General features: G+C 60.3%; 19 protein-coding genes. 11 read left to right on the top strand and 8 right to left on the bottom strand.

Annotated features, from left to right (window positions below; translation table 11 throughout):
- Nucleotides 1–115: 115 nt before the first annotated feature.
- Complete coding sequence (locus tag KJF94_RS13760; RefSeq protein ID WP_214384233.1) at nt 116–502, top strand: DUF1801 domain-containing protein; 387 nt, start codon at nt 116–118, stop codon at nt 500–502.
- A 137-nt stretch (nt 503–639) separates the two neighbouring features.
- Nucleotides 640–1,089 carry a cupin domain-containing protein gene (locus KJF94_RS13755; RefSeq protein WP_214384231.1) on the top strand — a complete coding sequence of 150 codons (450 nt, stop codon included), beginning with the start codon at nt 640–642 and terminating at the stop codon, nt 1,087–1,089.
- 279 nt (nt 1,090–1,368) lie between these two features.
- Here KJF94_RS13755 and KJF94_RS13750 read toward each other — a convergent pair whose 3' ends face one another.
- Nucleotides 1,369–2,775 (bottom strand): MFS transporter, encoded by a 1,407-nt coding sequence (locus KJF94_RS13750; protein WP_214384229.1) that lies wholly within the window; start codon nt 2,773–2,775, stop codon nt 1,369–1,371.
- 135 nt (nt 2,776–2,910) lie between these two features.
- Between KJF94_RS13750 and KJF94_RS13745 the strand changes: the two genes are divergently transcribed.
- Together KJF94_RS13745 and KJF94_RS13740 are read left to right on the top strand one after the other, a co-directional pair.
- Nucleotides 2,911–3,801 (top strand): LysR family transcriptional regulator, encoded by an 891-nt coding sequence (locus KJF94_RS13745; protein WP_214384227.1) that lies wholly within the window; start codon nt 2,911–2,913, stop codon nt 3,799–3,801.
- A gap of 116 nt (nt 3,802–3,917) precedes the next feature.
- Nucleotides 3,918–4,559: a pyridoxamine 5'-phosphate oxidase family protein gene (locus KJF94_RS13740; protein WP_214384225.1), complete on the top strand. Its 642-nt coding sequence runs from the start codon at nt 3,918–3,920 to the stop codon at nt 4,557–4,559.
- Between the two features lie 9 nt (nt 4,560–4,568).
- Here KJF94_RS13740 and KJF94_RS13735 read toward each other — a convergent pair whose 3' ends face one another.
- On the bottom strand, nt 4,569–4,829 hold the full coding sequence (locus KJF94_RS13735) for a hypothetical protein (RefSeq protein WP_214384223.1): 261 nt from the start codon (nt 4,827–4,829) through the stop codon (nt 4,569–4,571).
- Nucleotides 4,830–5,266: 437 nt separating this feature from the next.
- On the opposite strand from KJF94_RS13735, the gene KJF94_RS13730 reads away from it, so the two are divergent.
- Nucleotides 5,267–6,334 (top strand): hypothetical protein, encoded by a 1,068-nt coding sequence (locus KJF94_RS13730; protein WP_214384221.1) that lies wholly within the window; start codon nt 5,267–5,269, stop codon nt 6,332–6,334.
- 16 nt (nt 6,335–6,350) lie between these two features.
- Nucleotides 6,351–6,704, top strand: coding sequence for a DUF1428 domain-containing protein (locus KJF94_RS13725; RefSeq protein ID WP_214384220.1), 354 nt, complete (start codon nt 6,351–6,353; stop codon nt 6,702–6,704).
- 15 nt (nt 6,705–6,719) lie between these two features.
- On the opposite strand, the gene KJF94_RS13720 is transcribed toward KJF94_RS13725, so the two are convergent.
- Nucleotides 6,720–6,914 carry a hypothetical protein gene (locus KJF94_RS13720; RefSeq protein WP_214384218.1) on the bottom strand — a complete coding sequence of 65 codons (195 nt, stop codon included), beginning with the start codon at nt 6,912–6,914 and terminating at the stop codon, nt 6,720–6,722.
- Nucleotides 6,915–6,974: 60 nt separating this feature from the next.
- On the opposite strand from KJF94_RS13720, the gene thpR reads away from it, so the two are divergent.
- Complete coding sequence (thpR, locus tag KJF94_RS13715) at nt 6,975–7,514, top strand: RNA 2',3'-cyclic phosphodiesterase (protein ID WP_214384216.1); 540 nt, start codon at nt 6,975–6,977, stop codon at nt 7,512–7,514.
- Between the two features lie 153 nt (nt 7,515–7,667).
- On the opposite strand, the gene KJF94_RS13710 is transcribed toward thpR, so the two are convergent.
- The 5 genes from KJF94_RS13710 to KJF94_RS13690 all read right to left on the bottom strand — a co-directional run bounded on the left by KJF94_RS13710 (nt 7,668) and on the right by KJF94_RS13690 (nt 13,048).
- Nucleotides 7,668–8,765: a polyamine ABC transporter substrate-binding protein gene (locus tag KJF94_RS13710; protein ID WP_214384214.1), complete on the bottom strand. Its 1,098-nt coding sequence runs from the start codon at nt 8,763–8,765 to the stop codon at nt 7,668–7,670.
- Nucleotides 8,766–9,018: 253 nt separating this feature from the next.
- Entirely contained in the window at nt 9,019–9,903 is an 885-nt protein-coding gene (locus KJF94_RS13705; RefSeq protein WP_214384212.1) for an ABC transporter permease subunit, read from the bottom strand.
- Entirely contained in the window at nt 9,900–10,781 is an 882-nt protein-coding gene (locus KJF94_RS13700; RefSeq protein WP_214384865.1) for an ABC transporter permease subunit, read from the bottom strand. The genes KJF94_RS13705 and KJF94_RS13700 overlap by 4 nt, the downstream gene beginning before the upstream one ends.
- Nucleotides 10,782–10,810: 29 nt before the next feature.
- The gene (locus KJF94_RS13695) at nt 10,811–11,953 is read right to left on the bottom strand and encodes an ABC transporter ATP-binding protein (protein WP_017338191.1); all 1,143 of its coding nucleotides are present in this window, start codon (nt 11,951–11,953) and stop codon (nt 10,811–10,813) included.
- Between the two features lie 333 nt (nt 11,954–12,286).
- A complete protein-coding gene (locus KJF94_RS13690; protein WP_214384210.1) occupies nt 12,287–13,048 on the bottom strand; it encodes a gamma-glutamyl-gamma-aminobutyrate hydrolase family protein in 762 nt (253 codons plus the stop codon).
- A 280-nt stretch (nt 13,049–13,328) separates the two neighbouring features.
- Between KJF94_RS13690 and KJF94_RS13685 the strand changes: the two genes are divergently transcribed.
- From KJF94_RS13685 to KJF94_RS13670, 4 genes are all read left to right on the top strand, one after another.
- Entirely contained in the window at nt 13,329–14,705 is a 1,377-nt protein-coding gene (locus KJF94_RS13685; protein WP_214384208.1) for a glutamine synthetase family protein, read from the top strand.
- 187 nt (nt 14,706–14,892) lie between these two features.
- Nucleotides 14,893–16,383, top strand: coding sequence for an aldehyde dehydrogenase (locus tag KJF94_RS13680; protein ID WP_214384206.1), 1,491 nt, complete (start codon nt 14,893–14,895; stop codon nt 16,381–16,383).
- Nucleotides 16,384–16,435: 52 nt separating this feature from the next.
- Nucleotides 16,436–17,719 carry an NAD(P)/FAD-dependent oxidoreductase gene (locus KJF94_RS13675; protein ID WP_214384204.1) on the top strand — a complete coding sequence of 428 codons (1,284 nt, stop codon included), beginning with the start codon at nt 16,436–16,438 and terminating at the stop codon, nt 17,717–17,719.
- Between the two features lie 504 nt (nt 17,720–18,223).
- Nucleotides 18,224–18,772 carry a cupin domain-containing protein gene (locus KJF94_RS13670; protein WP_007946335.1) on the top strand — a complete coding sequence of 183 codons (549 nt, stop codon included), beginning with the start codon at nt 18,224–18,226 and terminating at the stop codon, nt 18,770–18,772.
- The last annotated feature ends 35 nt before the right edge of the window (nt 18,773–18,807 follow it).

The following is an 18,807-nucleotide window of genomic DNA, read 5'->3' as shown; positions in this document are numbered from 1 at the left end:
TAGGCCGCGATTGCCTCACTCGCAACCTTGTGCGGCCAGCCGGTCACGTTACGGCTGGAGAGATTGCGCAAGTCGGCAATACTGAAGCGACAATTATTCCGCAGGAGCGAACACCATGAAGAAGGAAAGCAGCGGGGGCGAATCGGCGTCTGCGCTGATCGACACACGAATCAAGGAATTGAATGACTGGCGGGGCGAGACGCTCGCGCGTGTCCGGGCGATCATCAAACAGGCAGACCCCGACGTGGTCGAGGAATGGAAGTGGCGAGGCGTGCCGGTGTGGTCGCATGCCGGGATCATCTGCACCGGCGAGACATACAAAGCGGCGGTGAAAATGACCTTCGCCAAGGGTGCCTCGCTGGACGATCCTTCGGGGTTGTTCAACGCCAGCCTTGAGGGCAACACCCGACGGGCGATAGATGTGCATGAGGGCGAAGCGATTGACGAGAAGGCGCTGCAGGCGCTCATTCGTGCGGCGGTGGTGCTCAACACCTCCAAGTGAATGGGCCCGTTTGTATCCCTACGTATCCGCCGTGCCCACAGCTATCTTCGCTTACAAATCCATGGCATCCGCGACACGTACGGGATACACGGCGGCGGCCTAATGAGGCACCACAACGGTATAACCGGAGAAACGCCATGTTCCGCATCAATGCTCGTCACACCGTCAAAATGCTCGGTGTCGCTGTTGTCACCACTGCCGCGCTCGCCGCGTTCTCCGGCGTGTCTCAGGCCGAAGAAGTGAAGGCCCCTGCAAAAAGCTGGCAGACAGGGATTCATCGCACCGATCTCCTGAAAAAGGACCTCGACGTCGACGGTCGCGAAGTGATCCAGGTACGGGTTGATATCGATCCGGGCGTCTCGTCGCCCAACCACTCCCATCCAGGCGTGGAAGTGGCTTATGTCATCGACGGCACGTTCGAATATCAACTGGAAGGGCAACCGCCGGTAACGCTGAAGACCGGTGACTCGCTGTACATCCCGGCCGGCGTTGCGCATATCGCGAAGAACATCGGGACGAAAACCGGTTCGGAGCTGGCGACGTACATCGTGAAGAAAGGCGAACCGCTGGTTGTGATCAAACAGTAAGTCAAAGGCACCGCAAATCTCCTGTAGGAGCCGGCTCCTACAGGTAATGCTGTCCACTTAAGCGCGCTCTTGGATCATGCATACATTTGTGGCGAGCGAGCTTGCTCGCGCTGGGCTGCGTAGCGGCCCCAAAAATCTGACAATCATTGCCGATTTTTGTGAGTGCTGCGCACTCAAGCGGGCGGTGCGGCGATCCGACAAGCTCCCTCGCCACAGGTTTCTCTGATTCAAGACTCTCTTAAGTGAGCAGCATTGCTGCGGGCGGCTCCTACAGGGGTTTCAGCGCTTGGCGGCTAGCACGACGCCTAGTGCAGCAACGATCAACCCCAGCGCTACCGCGAAGGTGACCCGCATGCCGTGGGCCACGGCTTCGGGCTGCGCGGTGGCGATGTCGGCTGCCTGCGAGGCGAGGGCGAACACGGCGCCCAACGCCGAGGCCCCGGTGATGAGTCCGAGATTGCGCGACAGGTTGAGCATGCCCGAGACAACACCGCGCTGGTCTGGCGCAACATCGGTCATGACCGAGGTGTTGTTGGCCGTCTGGAAGACCGCATAACCGAGTGTGATCAACACCATCGGCGCAACGTAACCGCCGATGCCGACTGTCAGCGGCAACACCGACAGCGTGAGGCAACCGACGGCCATCGCGATCAGCCCGGCAATGGTCATACGCCCGGCACCGAAACGGTCGGCGATCCGGCCGGCGGGCACACCCGTCAACGCCGCGACACACGGCCCGACCGCCAGCACCAGTCCCACCACAACCGCTTCCAGTCCAAGTCCATGGGCCAGGTAAAACGGCCCGACTACCAGCGTCGCCATCATCACCGTCGCCACCAGCGTGCTCATCGCCAGGCTGCCGCTCAGCACCGGGTTGCGAAACATCGCCAGTCGAATCAGCGGGGAGGCAACTCGCGTCTCGACGAATGCGAAGAGCCCCATGCCGACCCCCGCCGCCAGCAGCAAACCCATATTGAACAGCCCGAAATGACCGCGACCGAGGGTCATGGCCAGCGCATACGCCGCCAACGTCAGCGCCAACACCAGCGTACCCCACGTGTCGAAACGGGCACTCCCGGTTGCTGGCTTCTGGCGGTCGGCGGGCAGATAAAGATGCGCGAGCAGCAACGTCATCAGGCCCAAGGGCACGGTGACAAGGAAGAGCGCCCGCCAGCCGAATCCGGTAATCAGCAGACCACCGAGCGACGGCCCCATCGCGGTGCCAATCGCCGACATCGTCCCAAGTAAACCCATGGCACTGCCGGTCTTGGCCTTCGCCACCGTTTCGCCAACGAAGGCCATGGTCAGCGCCATCATGATCGCCGCGCCGAGCCCTTGCAGTGCCCGGGCGCCAATCAACATCCCCAGTGTCGGTGCCCAAGCGCACAGCGCCGAGGCCACGGTGAACACGCCGATGCCGCCGAGCAGCAGCCGTCGACGCCCGAAAAGGTCACCGAGACGACCGACGCTGACGATCAGGGTGGTGATCGCCAGCAGATAAGCAATGACAATCCACTGCACTTCCTGAAACGTCGCGTTGAACACCTGCGCCAGCGTCGGCAACCCCACATTGGCGATGCTGGTGCCGAGCGACGACAGCAGCATCGCCAGTGACAGGCTGACCAGCGCCCAGCGTACGGAAGGTGTTTGTGGTGCGCTGTCTACGAGGGCAATAGTCGGCTTCATGCTGTCTCTCTTGATCTGGCCACTCCCGAAGCGGAGCTGTCAGAAATCTACGCCGGCGCCTAACATGGCGGAAGTCGCACGGTTTGCACTTTACTCGTGCGTTCAACGCCATCTCACTTTGCCGCGGGGCGATCCATGTCCAATCCCGATTTCAATCTGCTGGTTACCCTCGATGTGCTGCTCGCCGAGGGCAGCGTGGCGCGTGCAGCCAAACGCTTGCGGTTGAGCCCTTCAGCGATGAGTCGGGCGTTGGCGCGGTTGCGTGAGACCACGGGCGACCCATTGCTGGTCCGGGCCGGGCGTGGACTCGTCGCCACTCCTCGGGCGCTGGAACTGTGCGAGCGGGTCAGCCAGCTGGTGCAAGACGCCGAAGCGGTGTTGCGTCCGGCGCAGCAGCCTGACTTGAAACAACTGGTCCGCACCTTCACGTTGCGCACCAGCGAAGGTTTTGTGGAGAACTTCGGCGCGCCGCTCATTGCACGCCTCGCCGAACAAGCTCCCGGCGTGCGCCTGCGCTTCATGCACAAACCCGACAAGGACAGCACATCGCTTCGTGACGGAACCGTTGATCTGGAAACCGGTGTGGTGGGGAGGGCCGCCGGGCCTGAGCTGCGGACGCAGGGTTTGTTTCGCGACCGCTTTATTGGCGTGGTGCGCAGGGGGCACCCGCTGAGCCAGGGCGAGATCACCCCGGAACGATTTGCGGCGGGCGGCCACATCAGCGTCTCGCGGCGTGGGCTCGACAAGGGGCCTGTCGATGAAGCGCTGGCGACGCTGCAACTAGAACGGCAGGTCGTGACCATCGTTGCCGGTTTCTCGACCGCGTTGGCGCTCGCCCGCGCCACTGACCTGATCGCTACCGTTCCTGAGCGCCACACCGAAAACCTGCGGGCGGGCATGCACAGCTTTGCGCTGCCATTTTCCTTGCCGGAGTTCACCGTAGCGATGCTCTGGCATCCGCGATTGGATGCCGATCCGGCCCATCGCTGGTTACGAGCTTGTGTTCGTGAGGTCTGCGCGCAATAGCGAGTGTTTCAATAAACCATTCGGCGAATGGACCTGTAAAATGGTCTGTAAGTGGCTCTATGGATAGAGCCATTTGTTCCCTATGCTGCCTGAACGCCCCTCAAGCAGAACTTCCCATGACTGAAAAAACAGGCCCGTTGTCGGATCGTTCTCGTATACGCCGGGCACCCGCACGGGCGGATTACGACCGCAGTACGCTCAATGCCATCGTCGATGCAGCGTACATCTGTCATCTGGCATTCGCTGATCAGCGCGGAACCCATTGCATTCCAACCGCCTGCTGGCGTGAGGGCGACTACTTGTATATCCATGGCTCCAACGGCAGCCAGTTGCTCAAGGCCGCCGCCGAGGGCGCACAGGTATGCATCACCGTCACTCACCTCGACGGCCTGGTATTGGCGCGCTCGGCATTCAGCCACTCGATGAACTTCCGTTCGGCCGTCATTTATGGCGTGTGTGAGGCGGTGGAGGGGGAGCACAAAGCGGAGTCGCTGGATGCTTTGGTGGAGAAGATCGCGCCGGGGCGCTCTCGGGAAGCACGTCGTGGCAACGCGCAGGAAATGGCTGCGACCACGGTGTTGCGTGTCTTGATGAACGAATTTTCCTGCAAGATCCGCACGGGCGGGCCGAAGGACGCAGACGCTGATCTGGATTTGCCCATCTGGGCGGGTGTGTTGCCGATCACATCGGCACCGCTGCCACCGGTGCCGGAGGACGCCTGTAGGGTCGCGCCGCCCTATGTCACGGAATGGCGTTGACGGGCAGCCTCAAAAAGTGAACGAACGGGCCGAATGCTGTGCCAGTTCGGCATCCAGCAGGTGTTCGGCCAGCACATCATTCAAAAAGCGGAACTGATCGTTGAGCCCGACCACTTCGTTGCTGAAGTGGTTGGCGGCGGCCGGCATCAGCAGCGCTTCGAAATTCTTGTCAAACACCAGCGACAGCACTTTGCGCGAGACGGCCTGCTGCGAGTAGTAGTTGTTGCCGAACACCGGAAAGCTCACGGCGAGGGTGACGGTGTGGATCATGATGTGCGCTCCTCGGTCAGGACGTACCACGAAAAAACGGTCAGCGTGAAGGCTGTCAGGGCCAGGCAGGTCAGCAGATGGATCAACATGATTTGCCCCTCCGGATCGGGGTTTTGTGTCGGGTTGAGGTTGATCCTACGCTGACGATTCATGAGCGGAAGGCATTCGCGGCGATGGTGAATATCGATGTGAGTGATGGTCGGGGTTTGTGGTGTTCTTGAGTGCCTCATCGCGGGCAAGCCCGCTCCCACAGGGGCCAGCGTCGTTGTGCAAATCCGTGTTCCACCGCTGATCCTGTGGGAGCGGGCTTGCCCGCGATGAGGCCCTCAGCAACACCCTCAACACCCAGACCAGGCACCCACCGCCGCCTATACTGAAATCAGGGTGCTTTAACCCCCGAATATCCTGTTCGGGGAAAGACTGTAGGACATGCGATCTTGAGCCTGCGTTCGCTGATCGTTGCCGTGCTGCTGGTGTTGGCGGGATGCGCCATGCCTGTGCGCGCCCCGGCACCAGCGCCGCCGGTGATCATTTCCCCTATCACCTGGCAGCAAGTGGACCGGGACATCGTCGCCGCGTCCCAGTCCGCCACCGAACAGGCAAGAATCTACTCGCGCGGCGCCATGGATTACTGGCGAACCCGGGTCTATCAACTGACCGAAGAAAACTTCATTCCCTGGTTCAGTAGCTACTGGACTCAGGAATGGCTGTCGATGAAGGTCAGCTGGTACTCCCTCAGTGCCAAGGGCGAGCAGGATGCTTCGGAGAAACGCCTGGCGGCCTATCTGCTGGAGCAATATCAGCAGCGCGTGCTGGCCCCGGTCGCGGTAGAGATTGATCCCGAGCAGATCCTCGGTCTGGCCACTGCGTTTTACGTGGATATTCTTCAGGAGGAACTTCAAAAAATCTCCCAGCGCCACGGCGTACCCATGGCCCAGCTCAATGGCCGTATCCAGAAAATCCCGGCCATCGCCCTCGGACCGCCGCCCGCACGGGACGCTACGCTGTACCAGGTCGTGCACACCCAACCGCTGAACACACTGCCGGCGTACGCGGCGCTGATCGACAAGATCCACAAGGCCGGCGGTAGCAAGGGGGTTGATTCGACCGACACCGCCATGGCACCCGTGGCCAGGCGCGCCAGCAAGCGGATGGAAGCCGAAATGGCCCCGCGCGGTGCCGCCAGTGCGGTGTCCGCAGTGGCGGGGAAATTCGCCGGAGGCTTGATTACCTTGGGTGTGGCGGGGATTCGCGCAATGATTCAGGCCAGCGACCGGCCGGACAGCGAGGCGCTGATTCGCAGCAGTCTGGGCAACACGTTCGACAAGGCCTGGATAAAACTGGTGCAGAACCCGACGACCGGAGTGATGGCGGGGACGTTGTACATGGCAGGGCAGATCGAGGCCAATTTGGCGGGGAGTGCCGAGATACCGTCGGTCAGTTCGGGCAGTGGCGCCGTCGATTGGAGTCCGCCCGAACCGACTAACCCGCAGATCGACCCATAACCCAAGGAGAACGACCATGTCCTATGTTGATGGCTTCCTCGCAGCCGTACCCACCGCCAATCGCGAAAAATTCAAAAAACACGCCGAAACCGCCGCGGCCATTTTCAAGGAAAGCGGCGCGCTGAGCCTCGCCGAGTGCTGGGGTGACGATGTGCCCGACGGCAAGGTGACTTCGTTTCCGATGGCGGTGAAACTCAAGGAAGACGAAACAGTCGTGTTTTCCTGGATTATCTGGCCGGACAAGGCGACCCGCGACGCCGGGATGGAAAAACTCATGAACGATCCGCGCATGCAGCCGGACGTCAATCCGATGCCGTTCGATGGGCAGCGCCTGGTGTTCGGTGGTTTTGAAATGATCGTGAAGGCTTGAATATCAACCACGGGATCACTCCGACGCCGGGGTGATCCTGCAACTTTTTCGATTACGGATCTCGCTGTCCGTCGGTCGCTCCCTGACGAATTCGAAACGCGGCTCACCTTCGCTATAGTGAACCAGCCAGCCCCATTCCAGCTCTGACTCATCCTGACCCGGTTGCGGTGGCATGGCCCACCATGGCTCTTTGCTGATGATCTCTCGCATGGCCCCCTCCCGTAGATTCGGTTGGTTCAACTATAACGTGCATGTCAGGAGGTGCCAGGCGTGAGCGACGAAACCCCGGAGCCGGTCAAACGGCTGTTTTTCGCGTTGAACTGCCCGCCCGAGCAACGCAAGGCCATCGCCCAATGGCGCAGCGCGCTGCAATCGCGCAATGGGCGCCCGGTGCCGGCGGAGAACTTTCATCTGACGTTGCTGTTTCTGGGCGCGGTGGGCGTAGCGCAGATTGCCGAGATCTGCACGGCGGCCGCAAAGGTTCGTGTGCCGGGTGTGGCGTTGCGGGTGGCGCTGGATCGGCTGGATGTCTGGCGCAGGGCAGGGGTGCTGGTCCTCGCGCCGGAGCAGGCGCCGCCGGAGTTGTTGCGGCTGGTGTATGCGCTTGAGCAGGCGATGTTGCCCTTTGGTTTTGAGGAGACGCCCAAGGAGTTCCGGCCACACCTGACGTTGATGCGCGACTATCGGGCGCCGGTGCCTGAGTCGGCGACGCCGCCCGGGTTTTTTCTGCGGGCTGACCGATTTGCGTTGTTCGAATCGCACAAGGGCCGCTATCGCGCGCTGGCCGAATGGCCGCTGGTTCCGGCATAAAAAAAGGCGCCCGAGGAGGGCGCCAAATTCACCTTAACCGAGGAAGCCAGGTGAGGCCGTTCGTCAGAGAGGAGTGCAGCGGTGGTAAGGCGCTGCGTGAACGGAAACAGTTGAATTTTGTGTTGGCAGCGATGGCGATTTCGGATTCAGCGACTACTTCCCGAGCTTGACTCGCGTCCAGCCCCGCGTCATCACCCGCTGAACCCCAATCGGCATGTCCGGAATCGCATACAACGTCGCCATCACGGCCAAAGGCGGATACGACCCCGGATCATTCCGAATCGCCTCATCCACCAAGGGCGTCGCCGCCGCGTTGGCGTTGCTGTAGCCGATGTTGTTGGTGATCTCGGCGATGATGTCCGCACGCATCAGGAAGTTCATGAACAGGTAAGCGTTCTCGACGTTCGCCGCGTCTCGCGGGATCGCAACCATGTCGTAGAAACTGCCGGCGCCTTCTTTCGGAATGCTGTAGTCGATCTTCACCTTGTCGCCCGCTTCCTGAGCGCGGGCCTTGGCTTGCAGCACGTCGCCGGAGTAACCGACCGCCACGCAAATGTTGCCGTTGGCCAGGTCGGAGATGTACTTCGACGAATGGAAGTACGCCACCGACGGCCGAATCTTCATGAACAGCGCTTCCGCTTCGGCGATCTGCGCCTTGTCCTGGGAGTTCACCGGGTAGCCCAGATAGTGCAGGGCCGCGGGCAGCATCTCGGTCGGCGAATCGAGGAAACTGATGCCGCAGGCTTTCAGTTTTTCCGCGTTTTCCGGTTTGAACAGCAAATCCCAGGAGTTGGTCGGGGCGTTGGCGCCGAGCACTTCCTTGACCTTCTGCGGGTTGAAACCAATGCCGATCGAACCCCACATGTACGGGAAGGCGTGACCGTTATCCGGGTCGCTGGCGGAAGCGTTTTTCAGCAGCACCGGGTTGAGGTTTTTCCAGTTCGGCAGCTTCGACTTGTCCAGTTCCTGATAGACGCCGGCCTTGATCTGCTTGGCCAAAAAGCTGTTGGACGGCACGACGATGTCGTAGCCGGATTTGCCCGCGAGCAGGCGTGCCTCAAGGGTTTCATTGCTGTCGAACACATCGTAGGTCACGCGAATGCCGGTCTCGTCTTCGAACTTCTTGACGGTGTCCGGGGCGATGTAATCCGACCAGTTGTAGACGCGCAGAACCTTGTCATTGGCCTGGGCAACCGTGGCGATCGCGCCCACTAAGGACAGTGTCAGCAGAGTCCTGCCAAACATTTTCATCGGTACAACTCCAATTCTCTTTTTATTCAAAATCACACGGCAAAAATGCAGTGAACACAAAACCCTGTGGAGCAAACACAAAACCTCTGGAGTGAACAAAAATCCTGTGAAGTAAACAAAAATCCTGTGGCGAGGGAGCTTGCTCCCGCTGGGTTGCGAAGCGACCCCAAAAATTTCGGCAACCCTGCCAATTTTGTGAGTGCTGCGCACTCAAGCGGGAGCAAGCTCCCTCGCCACAGTTGACTCATCGGCCTCAGGCGGTTGCTGCGGCCATTTGCTTTTTCGGCTGTTGCCAGGATTCGTTGGCGGTCTGGTCCATCGCTTCCTGGATCGCACGTTTACGGGTAGCTTCGGCGCGGCGGCTGAAGTACCAGACCATGAACGTCACGATTGAAACGGCAAGCAGAATCAGGCTGGCCACGGCGTTGATCTCAGGCTTCACACCCAGACGCACCGCGGAGAACACTTCCATCGGCAAGGTCGTCGAACCCGGGCCCGATACGAAACTCGCCAGCACCAAGTCATCCAGCGACAGGGCAAACGACATCATGCCGCCGGCCGCCAGTGAGGGTGCGATCATCGGGATGGTGATCAGGAAAAACACCTTGAATGGCTTCGCCCCGAGGTCCATGGCCGCTTCTTCGATGGACAGGTCCAGCTCACGCAAACGCGCCGACACCACCACCGCCACATACGCCGCACAGAACGTGGTGTGGGCAATCCAGATGGTGACAATGCCACGCTCCATCGGCCAGCCGATCAGTTGCGCCATGGCCACGAACAGCAGCAACAGCGACAGACCGGTGATTACTTCCGGCATCACCAGCGGCGCGGTGACCAGGCCACCAAACAGCGTACGACCCTTGAAGCGCGTCACGCGGGTCAGTACAAACGCCGCCAGCGTCCCCAGCGCCACAGCGGCAATCGCGGTGTAGCAGGCAATCTCCAGTGAGCGCACCACCGAGCCCATCAGTTGCGTGTTGTCGAGCAAACCGACGTACCACTTCACCGACCAGCCGCCCCACACCGTCACCAGTTTCGAGGCGTTGAACGAGTAGATCACCAGGATCAGCATCGGCAGGTAGATAAACGACAGGCCGAAAATCAGCATGAACTTTGAAAATCCGAAGCGTTTCATCCCCGACCCTCCATCTCTTTGGCCTGGCTACGGTTGAACAACAGGATCGGCACAATCAGGATCAACAGCATCACCACCGCCAGGGCAGAAGCCACCGGCCAGTCGCGGTTGTTGAAGAACTCTTGCCACAGCACACGGCCGATCATCAGGGTTTCCGGGCCGCCCAACAGTTCCGGAATCACGAACTCACCGACCACCGGAATGAACACCAGCATGCAGCCGGCGATGATCCCGTTCTTGGCCAGCGGCACGGTGATTTTCCAGAAGTTGTTGAAGTTGCTCGAACCTAGGTCCGAACCCGCTTCCAGCAAGCTTTGATCGTGCTTGACCAGGTTGGCGTACAGCGGCAACACCATGAACGGCAGGTAGGCGTAAACCACGCCGATGTACACGGCCGTGTTGGTGTTGAGGATCTCGATCGGGTGATCGGTCAGCCCGGTCCACATCAAAAACGCGTTGAGCAAACCGTTGTTGCTGAGGATGCCCATCCACGCATACACGCGGATCAGGATCGCGGTCCAGGTCGGCATCATGATCAACAGCAGCAAGACGTTTTGCGCTTCCTTGCTCGCTTTGGTGATTGCGTAGGCCATCGGGAAGCCGATCACAAGACACATCAGCGTGCTGAAAAAAGCGACCTTCAACGAGCCGAAGTAAGCCGAGATGTACAGCTCATCTTCGGTCAGCAGGAGGTAGTTGCCGACGTTCAGGAACAGCTGGAATTTCTGTTCGGCGAAGGTGTAGATCTCGGAGTAAGGAGGAATGGCCAGCGCCGCTTCCGAGAAGCTGATCTTCATCACCAGGAAGAACGGCAACAGGAAAAACAGACACAGCCACAGGAATGGAATCCCGATGACGAGCTTTCGACCACTCGGCATCAGCCGCATGAACTGCTGATTGAGTGTTTTCATGAGCGCAGTACCACGCCGCTGTCGTCTTCCCACCACACGTAGACCTTGTCGTCCCAGGTCGGACGCGCGCCACGGCGTTCGGCGTTGGCCATGAACGACTGCACGACTTTGCCGCCAGGCAATTCCACGTAGAACACCGAGTGACCGCCGAGGTAGGCGATGTCATGCACCTTGCCCTGGGACCAGTTGTAGCGGCTCTCGGGCTGGGTGGTGCTGACCAGCATTTTCTCCGGACGGATCGCGTAGGTGATCGACTTGTCCTGCACTGAAGTGCTGACGCCGTGACCGACGTAGATCTTCTGTTCCAGATCCTTGCTGTGAATGATCGCGTGACCTTCAAGGTCTTCCACGACCGTGCCTTCGAAGGCGTTCACGTTGCCGATGAACTCGCAAACCATGCGACTGACCGGAGCTTCATAAATGTCGACCGGGCTGCCGATCTGGGCGATCCAGCCGAGGTGCATGATCGCGATGCGCTGGGCCATGGTCATGGCCTCTTCCTGGTCGTGGGTCACCATCACGCAGGTCACGCCGACGCGCTCGATGATTTCCACAAGCTCGAGCTGCATCTGCGAACGCAGTTTCTTATCCAGCGCGCCCATCGGTTCATCGAGCAGCAACAGCTTCGGCCGCTTGGCCAGGGAGCGGGCGAGGGCCACACGTTGACGCTGACCGCCGGACAACTGATGGGGTTTGCGTTTGGCGTATTGGGTCATGTGCACCAGGCGCAGCATTTCTTCCACGCGGGCGTCGATTTCACTGGCGGGCAAACGGTCCTGCTTGAGGCCGAACGCGATGTTTTGCGCCACGGTCATGTGCGGGAACAGGGCGTACGACTGGAACATCATGTTGATCGGCCGTTCGTACGGCGGCATGTCGGTGATGTCGACGCCATCGAGCAGAATCCGCCCTTCGGTCGGGCGCTCGAAGCCGGCGAGCATGCGCAGCAGCGTCGATTTGCCGGAACCGGAACCGCCGAGCAGGGCGAAGATTTCCCCTTGATGAATCTCAAGCGAAACATCGTCCACTGCCGTGGTTTCGTCGAATTTCTTGGTGACGCGGTCGACTTTCACCAGCACCTTTTTCGGTGACGGGTGACCTTCAAGAGCCTTCCTGTAAATGCTGGAGGCGTTTGCCATGTGAAACTCCCAACAGGTTTCAGTCGTCGGGCCAACGCGGCCTGACTTAAGAGTGGATTGCAAGCCTTTGCCAGCATGGCCCTTGTAGGAGCCGAGCTTGCTCGCGATGGCGGCTGGGCAGGCAACATTGATGTTGACTGTGAGGGCCTCATCGCGAGCAAGCTCGGCTCCTACAGGGTTATCCATACCGGTCCGGCTTATTCGGCGCCGCCGTCCTGGCTGCCTGGGTCGTACTTGTTGTTATTGCAGTGTGTTGTTGTCGCGAGTCACGGGCGCGCAAAGGCACGCCCGCCTGACTCGCGGGGGCAGTAAATTGGTTTTTCGTGTTTCAGGTCAGCGGGTTTTACGTAGCGCGGCCCGTCGCCGGCATGCATCGCCGAACGCCTGGAAAATACTCAAATAGGGCGGATTCGAAAGCACCTGCCATTCCGGGTGCCATTGCACGCCGACGGCGAAGGTCGGGCTGTGATCCACCGAAATCGCCTCGATCAGTCCGTCCGGCGCAATCGCTTCGGCGCGCAGGCCGGGCGCGAGGCGGTCGATGCCCTGGCTGTGAATCGAATTGACCATGAATTCGGCCGGCAGCTCCAGCGCTTCGAACACGCCACCCGGTTGCACCGTCACCGCATGCGCCGGGGCGTATTGCACCGCCAGCTCGGGACTGTCCGCTTCACGGTGATCGAGCACGCCCGGCAGTTCATGCACCTTCTGGTGCAGGCTGCCGCCGAATGCCACGTTCATTTCCTGAAAGCCGCGGCAGATGCCGAGCACCGGAACGCCCGCCGCAATGGCCGCACGCAATAAAGGAAGGGTCGTGGCGTCCCGCGCCGGATCGTGATCCGTGCCGGGAGCGCTGGCCGGGCCTTGATAGTGGAAAGGCTCCACATTCGACGGCGAGCCGGTCAGCAACAGACCGTCAAGGTGCGCGAGCACATCCTCGATGTCGGTCAGTTCGCCTAAGGAAGGAATGACGACGGGCAGCCCCAGAGCCGCGACGCTGACAGCACGCAAGTACTTGTCGCCGCTGATGTGGTAGGGGTGCAGGCCAATCTGTTTGACGCACGCTGTAACGCCGATCAATGGCTTGAATGCCATTTTTATCACCTCGAAGTTTCACACTTGAACGAGCTTTTCCGGAGCTTAGCCTTGTTGATTTTAATTAACAACTCTCATGTAAAAAATTCTAAACGCCGCACGTCCGATTGCCAGTCTTTGCGCGGCGTTCAAGGCTCATCTGGCACTCTCGTGCCCATAAAAGCCCCTAAAATAAAGGATGAAAGGCCAAGTGTTCGCTATTGACTTCACTTTGCCGTTCGGGTTGACTGGTCTCGCAACAAGGTAGTGAACATAATAATTAACAGCTAATAGGTGCATCATGTCGGTCCCTCTGCGTGCCGTTCAACTCAACGAAGCAAACGCATTCCTTAAGAAATATCCTGAGGTTTTGTACGTCGACCTTCTGATTGCGGATATGAACGGTGTGGTGCGCGGCAAGCGCATCGAGCGCACCAGTCTTCATAAGGTCTACGAAAAAGGCATCAACCTCCCGGCGTCTCTGTTTGCCCTGGACATCAATGGCTCCACGGTGGAAAGCACCGGCCTGGGTCTGGACATCGGCGACTCTGACCGGATCTGCTTCCCCATCCCTGGCACCCTGAGCATCGAGCCGTGGCAGAAGCGCCCAACCGCTCAGTTGCTGATGACCATGCACGAACTGGAAGGCCAGCCGTTCTTCGCCGATCCGCGTGAAGTGCTGGCCAATGTGGTGCGCAAGTTCGACGCACTGGGCCTGACCATCTGCGCGGCATTCGAGCTGGAGTTCTACCTGATCGACCAGGACAACGTGAACGGTCGTCCGCAGTCGCCGCGTTCGCCGGTATCGGGCAAGCGTCCGGTGTCGACTCAGGTGTACCTGATCGACGACCTCGATGAATACGTCGATTGCCTGCAAGACATCCTCGAAGGCGCGAAAGAGCAGGGCATCCCTGCCGACGCCATCGTCAAGGAAAGCGCCCCGGCGCAGTTCGAAGTGAACCTGCACCACGTCAACGACCCGATCAAGGCCTGCGACTACGCGGTGTTGCTCAAGCGTCTGGTGAAGAACATCGCCTACGACCACGAGATGGACACCACCTTCATGGCCAAGCCGTATCCGGGCCAGGCGGGCAATGGTTTGCACGTGCACATTTCGATTCTCGACAAAGAAGGCAACAACATCTTTGCCAGCGAGGATCCCGAGCAGAACGCCGCGCTGCGACACGCGATCGGCGGTGTGCTCGAGACCCTGCCGGCGCAGATGGCGTTCCTCTGCCCGAACGTCAACTCGTACCGTCGTTTCGGCGCGCAGTTCTACGTACCGAACTCGCCGAGCTGGGGCATCGACAACCGCACCGTGGCGGTGCGTGTGCCGACCGGTTCGCCGGACTCGGTGCGCATCGAACACCGCGTTGCCGGTGCGGATGCCAACCCGTACTTGTTGATGGCCTCGGTGCTGGCCGGTATCCACCACGGCTTGACCAACCAGATCGAACCGGGTGCGCCGGTCGAAGGCAACAGCTACGAGCAGAACGAGCAGAGCCTGCCGAACAACCTGCGCGATGCACTGCGCGAGCTGGACGACAGCGAAGTCATGGCCAAATACATCGACCCGCTGTACATCGACGTGTTCGTGGCGTGCAAGGAAAGCGAGCTGGCCGAGTTCGAGAACTCCATCTCGGACCTTGAGTACAACTGGTACCTGCACACCGTTTAACGGGCTGACACTCAACCTGTGGCGAGGGAGCTTGCTCCCGCCGGGGCGCGAAGCGACCCCCTCTTTCTACCTGAAAAGAAGGGGACTGCTGCGCAGTCCAGCGGGAGCAAGCTCCCTCGCCACAGGGTACTCATCGCTCATCCCATCGGTTAACACGATCAACTTTCCTCTGCGTCGAGTCACAACAATGACAAACACTCGCAGCGACTGGGAACAACGCTTCCAGTCCCTAACCATCGAAGGCCGCGCCTTCATCGATGGCCAATACCGCACCGCCCTCTGCGGTGACACCTTCGAATGCGTCAGCCCGGTCGACGGCCGCTTCCTGGCCAACGTCGCCAGCACCGACGAATTCGACGCCAACGAAGCCGTGGCCGTCGCGCGTCGCACCTTCGATTCCGGCATCTGGGCCAACCTTGCCCCGGCCGAGCGCAAGCGCATCCTGATCCGCTTCGCCGACTTGATCCTGGCCAACCAGGAAGAACTCGCCCTGCTCGAAACCCTCGACATGGGCAAGCCGATCAGCGACTCGATGAGCATCGACATTCCAGCGACCGCCAACGCGATCCGCTGGACCGCCGAAGCCATCGACAAGATCTACGACGAAGTCGCCGCCACGCCCCACGATCAACTCGGCCTCATCACCCGCGAACCTGCCGGTGTTGTCGCCGCCATCGTGCCGTGGAATTTCCCGCTGATCATGGCCAGCTGGAAGTTCGCCCCGGCGCTCGCGGCGGGCAACTCGTTCATCTTGAAGCCTTCGGAAAAGTCGCCACTCACCGCGATCCGCATCGCCCAGATAGCGCTGGACGCCGGCATCCCGAAAGGCGTGTTCAACGTCCTGCCGGGCTACGGCCACACCGTCGGCAAGGCGCTGGCGTTGCACATGGACGTTGACGTGCTGGCCTTCACCGGCTCGACCGCGATTGCCAAGCAACTGCTGATCTACGCCGGCCAAAGCAACATGAAACGCGTCTGGCTCGAAGCGGGGGGGAAGAGCCCGAACGTGGTGTTCGCCGACGCGCCGGACCTGCGCGCGGCAGCACAAGCAGCGGCCAGCGGCATTGCCTTCAACCAGGGCGAAGTCTGCACCGCCGGTTCGCGATTGCTGGTCGAGCGTTCGATTCGCGAGGAGTTCATCCCGCTGCTGGTGGAAGCGCTGCAAGCCTGGAAACCGGGGCACGCCCTCGATCCAAAAACCACCGTCGGCGCGGTCGTCGATCAGCGTCAACTGGACAACGTGTTGCGTTACATCCAGGTCGGCAAAGACCAGGGCGCGCAATTGATCGCCGGCGGCAGCCGCACCCTTGAAGCCACCGGCGGCCTGTACGTGGAGCCGGCGATCTTCGACGGCGTGACCAACGCCATGACTATCGCCCGGGAAGAAATCTTTGGCCCGGTGCTCTCGCTGATCACCTTCGACAGCGCTGAAGAAGCACTGGCCATCGCCAACGACAGCATCTTCGGCCTGGCCGCCGGCGTCTGGACCAGCAACCTGAGCAAGGCCCACACCTTCGCCCGCGGCTTGCGCGCCGGCAGCGTCTGGGTCAACCAGTACGACGGCGGCGACATGACCGCGCCGTTCGGCGGGTACAAGCAGTCGGGTAATGGTCGGGACAAATCGCTGCACGCGTTCGACAAATACACCGAACTCAAAGCGACCTGGATCAAGCTCTAACACTTCTACAACGGCGGTCGCGGGCACATTCCAGCGGCCATCGGAGAAACCTATGAAACAAGCACATGTAAACAGCTACTACGCCGCAACCACCAACCGCATCGGCGATTTCCCGGTGCTTGAGCAAGCGGTGGACTGCGACGTCTGCGTGATCGGCGCCGGCTACACCGGTTTGTCCTCGGCCCTGTTCCTTGCCGAAGCCGGCTACAGCGTGACCGTGCTCGAAGCCGCGAAAGTTGGTTTCGGCGCCAGCGGTCGCAACGGCGGCCAACTGGTCAACTCCTACAGCCGCGACGTCGATGTCATCGAAGAACGCTACGGCGACAAGACCGCCGAAGTCCTCGGTAGCATGATCTTCGAAGGCGCCGACATCATCCGTCAGCGCATACAACACTACGACATCCAGTGCGACTACAAGCCGGGCGGCATCTTCGCCGCGCTGAATAAAAAGCAACTCAAAGGCCTGGCCGAACAGAAGAGCAGTTGGGAACGTTACGGCAACAAGAACCTGAAAATGCTCGACGCGGCCGACATCAAGCGCGAAGTCGGATGCGACAACTACGTCGGTGGCCTGCTCGACATGCAGGGCGGCCACATCCACCCGCTGAACCTGGCCCTCGGCGAAGCCTCGGCCATCATCGGCCTGGGCGGCAAAATCTACGAACAATCGGCCGCCGTGGAAATTACCTACGGCGAACCGATCACCGTACGCACCGCCAAAGGCCTGGTCCGCGCCAAGTACCTGCTGATCGCCGGCAACGCCTACCTGCCGCAAGACCTCGACAACCGCGTCACGCGCAAAAGCATGCCCTGCGGCTCGCAAATCGTCGTCACCGAACCGTTGTCCGAGAAGGTTGCGCGCAGCCTGATCAAAAACAACTACTGCGTCGAAGACTGCAACTACCTGCTCGATTACTACCGCCTCACCGCAGACAACCGCCTGCTGTATGGCGGCGGTGTGGTGTATGGTGCGCGTGAGCCGGACGACATCGAGCAACTGATCAAGCCGAAAATCCTCAAGACCTTCCCGCAACTGAAGGACGTGAAGATCGACTACCGCTGGACCGGCAACTTCCTGCTGACCATGTCACGCATGCCGCAATTCGGCCGCATCGAGAAAAACGCCTACTACATGCAAGGCTACAGCGGCCACGGCGTCACCTGTTCACACCTGGCCGGCAAATTGATCTCGGAAATGATCCGCGGCGACGCCGAACGCTTCGATGCTTTCGCATCCTTGCCGCACATGCCCATGATCGGTGGCCGCACCTTCCAGGCCCCACTCACCGCCATGGGCGCCGCGTATTACGCGCTGCGCGATCGGTTCGGCATCTAAGCCCAACGCAAATCCCTGTAGGAGCAGAGCTTGCTCGCGAAGACGGCGGCACAGCCAACATCAATGCCGCCTGACACACCGCCTTCGCGAGCAAGCTCTGCTCCTACAGGGGATTGGCGGTGTGCTCAGACCCTGCAAACACCGCCGATCAAATGTGGGAGCGAGCCTGCTCGCGAAGAGGCCATAACGGCCACCATCAATGCCACCTGACACACCGCAACCCCTGTAGGAGCCGAGCTTGCTCGCGATGACGCCATACCAGTCGCTATCAATACCGGCTGACACACAGCAGTCGTACCTATACTTTTCACCGCTGAACCGCCTGACTTCCGGCCTAAACAGCCTTTTCACCCACCCATTCATCGAACCTGCTGAGCAACACCATCAAACGTGATTTAATACCCGCCTTTCACAATTACGGGACAGGGAAGCGGTACTTTCGCGGCCAAAAGTCGCCCGCCATCCACCCCCATAACCCTTAAGTATTTCTCGCATAAGGCTGTCATGGACACGGGCTCACGACTCAAATTAGTACGCGAAAGCTACAAACTCTCCCAGCGCGAGCTGGCCCGGCGTAGCGGCGTCACCAATGCCACCATCTCCCTGATCGAACAGAATCGCGTCAGTCCCTCCGTCAGCTCCCTGAAAAAACTGCTCGAAGGCATCCCCATGTCCTTGGCGGACTTCTTCACCTTCGACCAACCGCCGCGTGAGCACCAATACGTGTTCCGCGCCAATGAACAGCCCGATCTTGGGCGTCATGGGTTGCGGTTGCTGTTGATTGGCGCTTCGGTGCCGAGCCGGCAGATGCGTTTATTGCGTGAGCAGTACGCGCCGGGGGCGAGCTCGGGGGAAGAGCCGATTGTGCACTCGGAAGGGGAGGAGTGTGGGTTGGTTACGCGGGGGACGGTTGAGTTGACGGTTGATGGGCAGATTAGTGTGCTGAATGCTGGCGATGGCTACTATTTCCCGACAACGCTGCCGCACAAATTCCGCAATATTGGCCAGGATGAGGCTGAAATCATCAGCGCCAACACCCCGGCTAACTTCTGATATCTAGAATGGACGCTGACCTGTAGCAACCAACT

Origin of the sequence: Pseudomonas hormoni (assembly GCF_018502625.1) — a bacterium.
Taxonomy (GTDB): domain Bacteria; phylum Pseudomonadota; class Gammaproteobacteria; order Pseudomonadales; family Pseudomonadaceae; genus Aquipseudomonas; species Aquipseudomonas hormoni.
The sequence above is the reverse complement of the archived record's forward strand: the minus strand, read 5'-3'. Positions and strand labels throughout refer to the sequence as shown.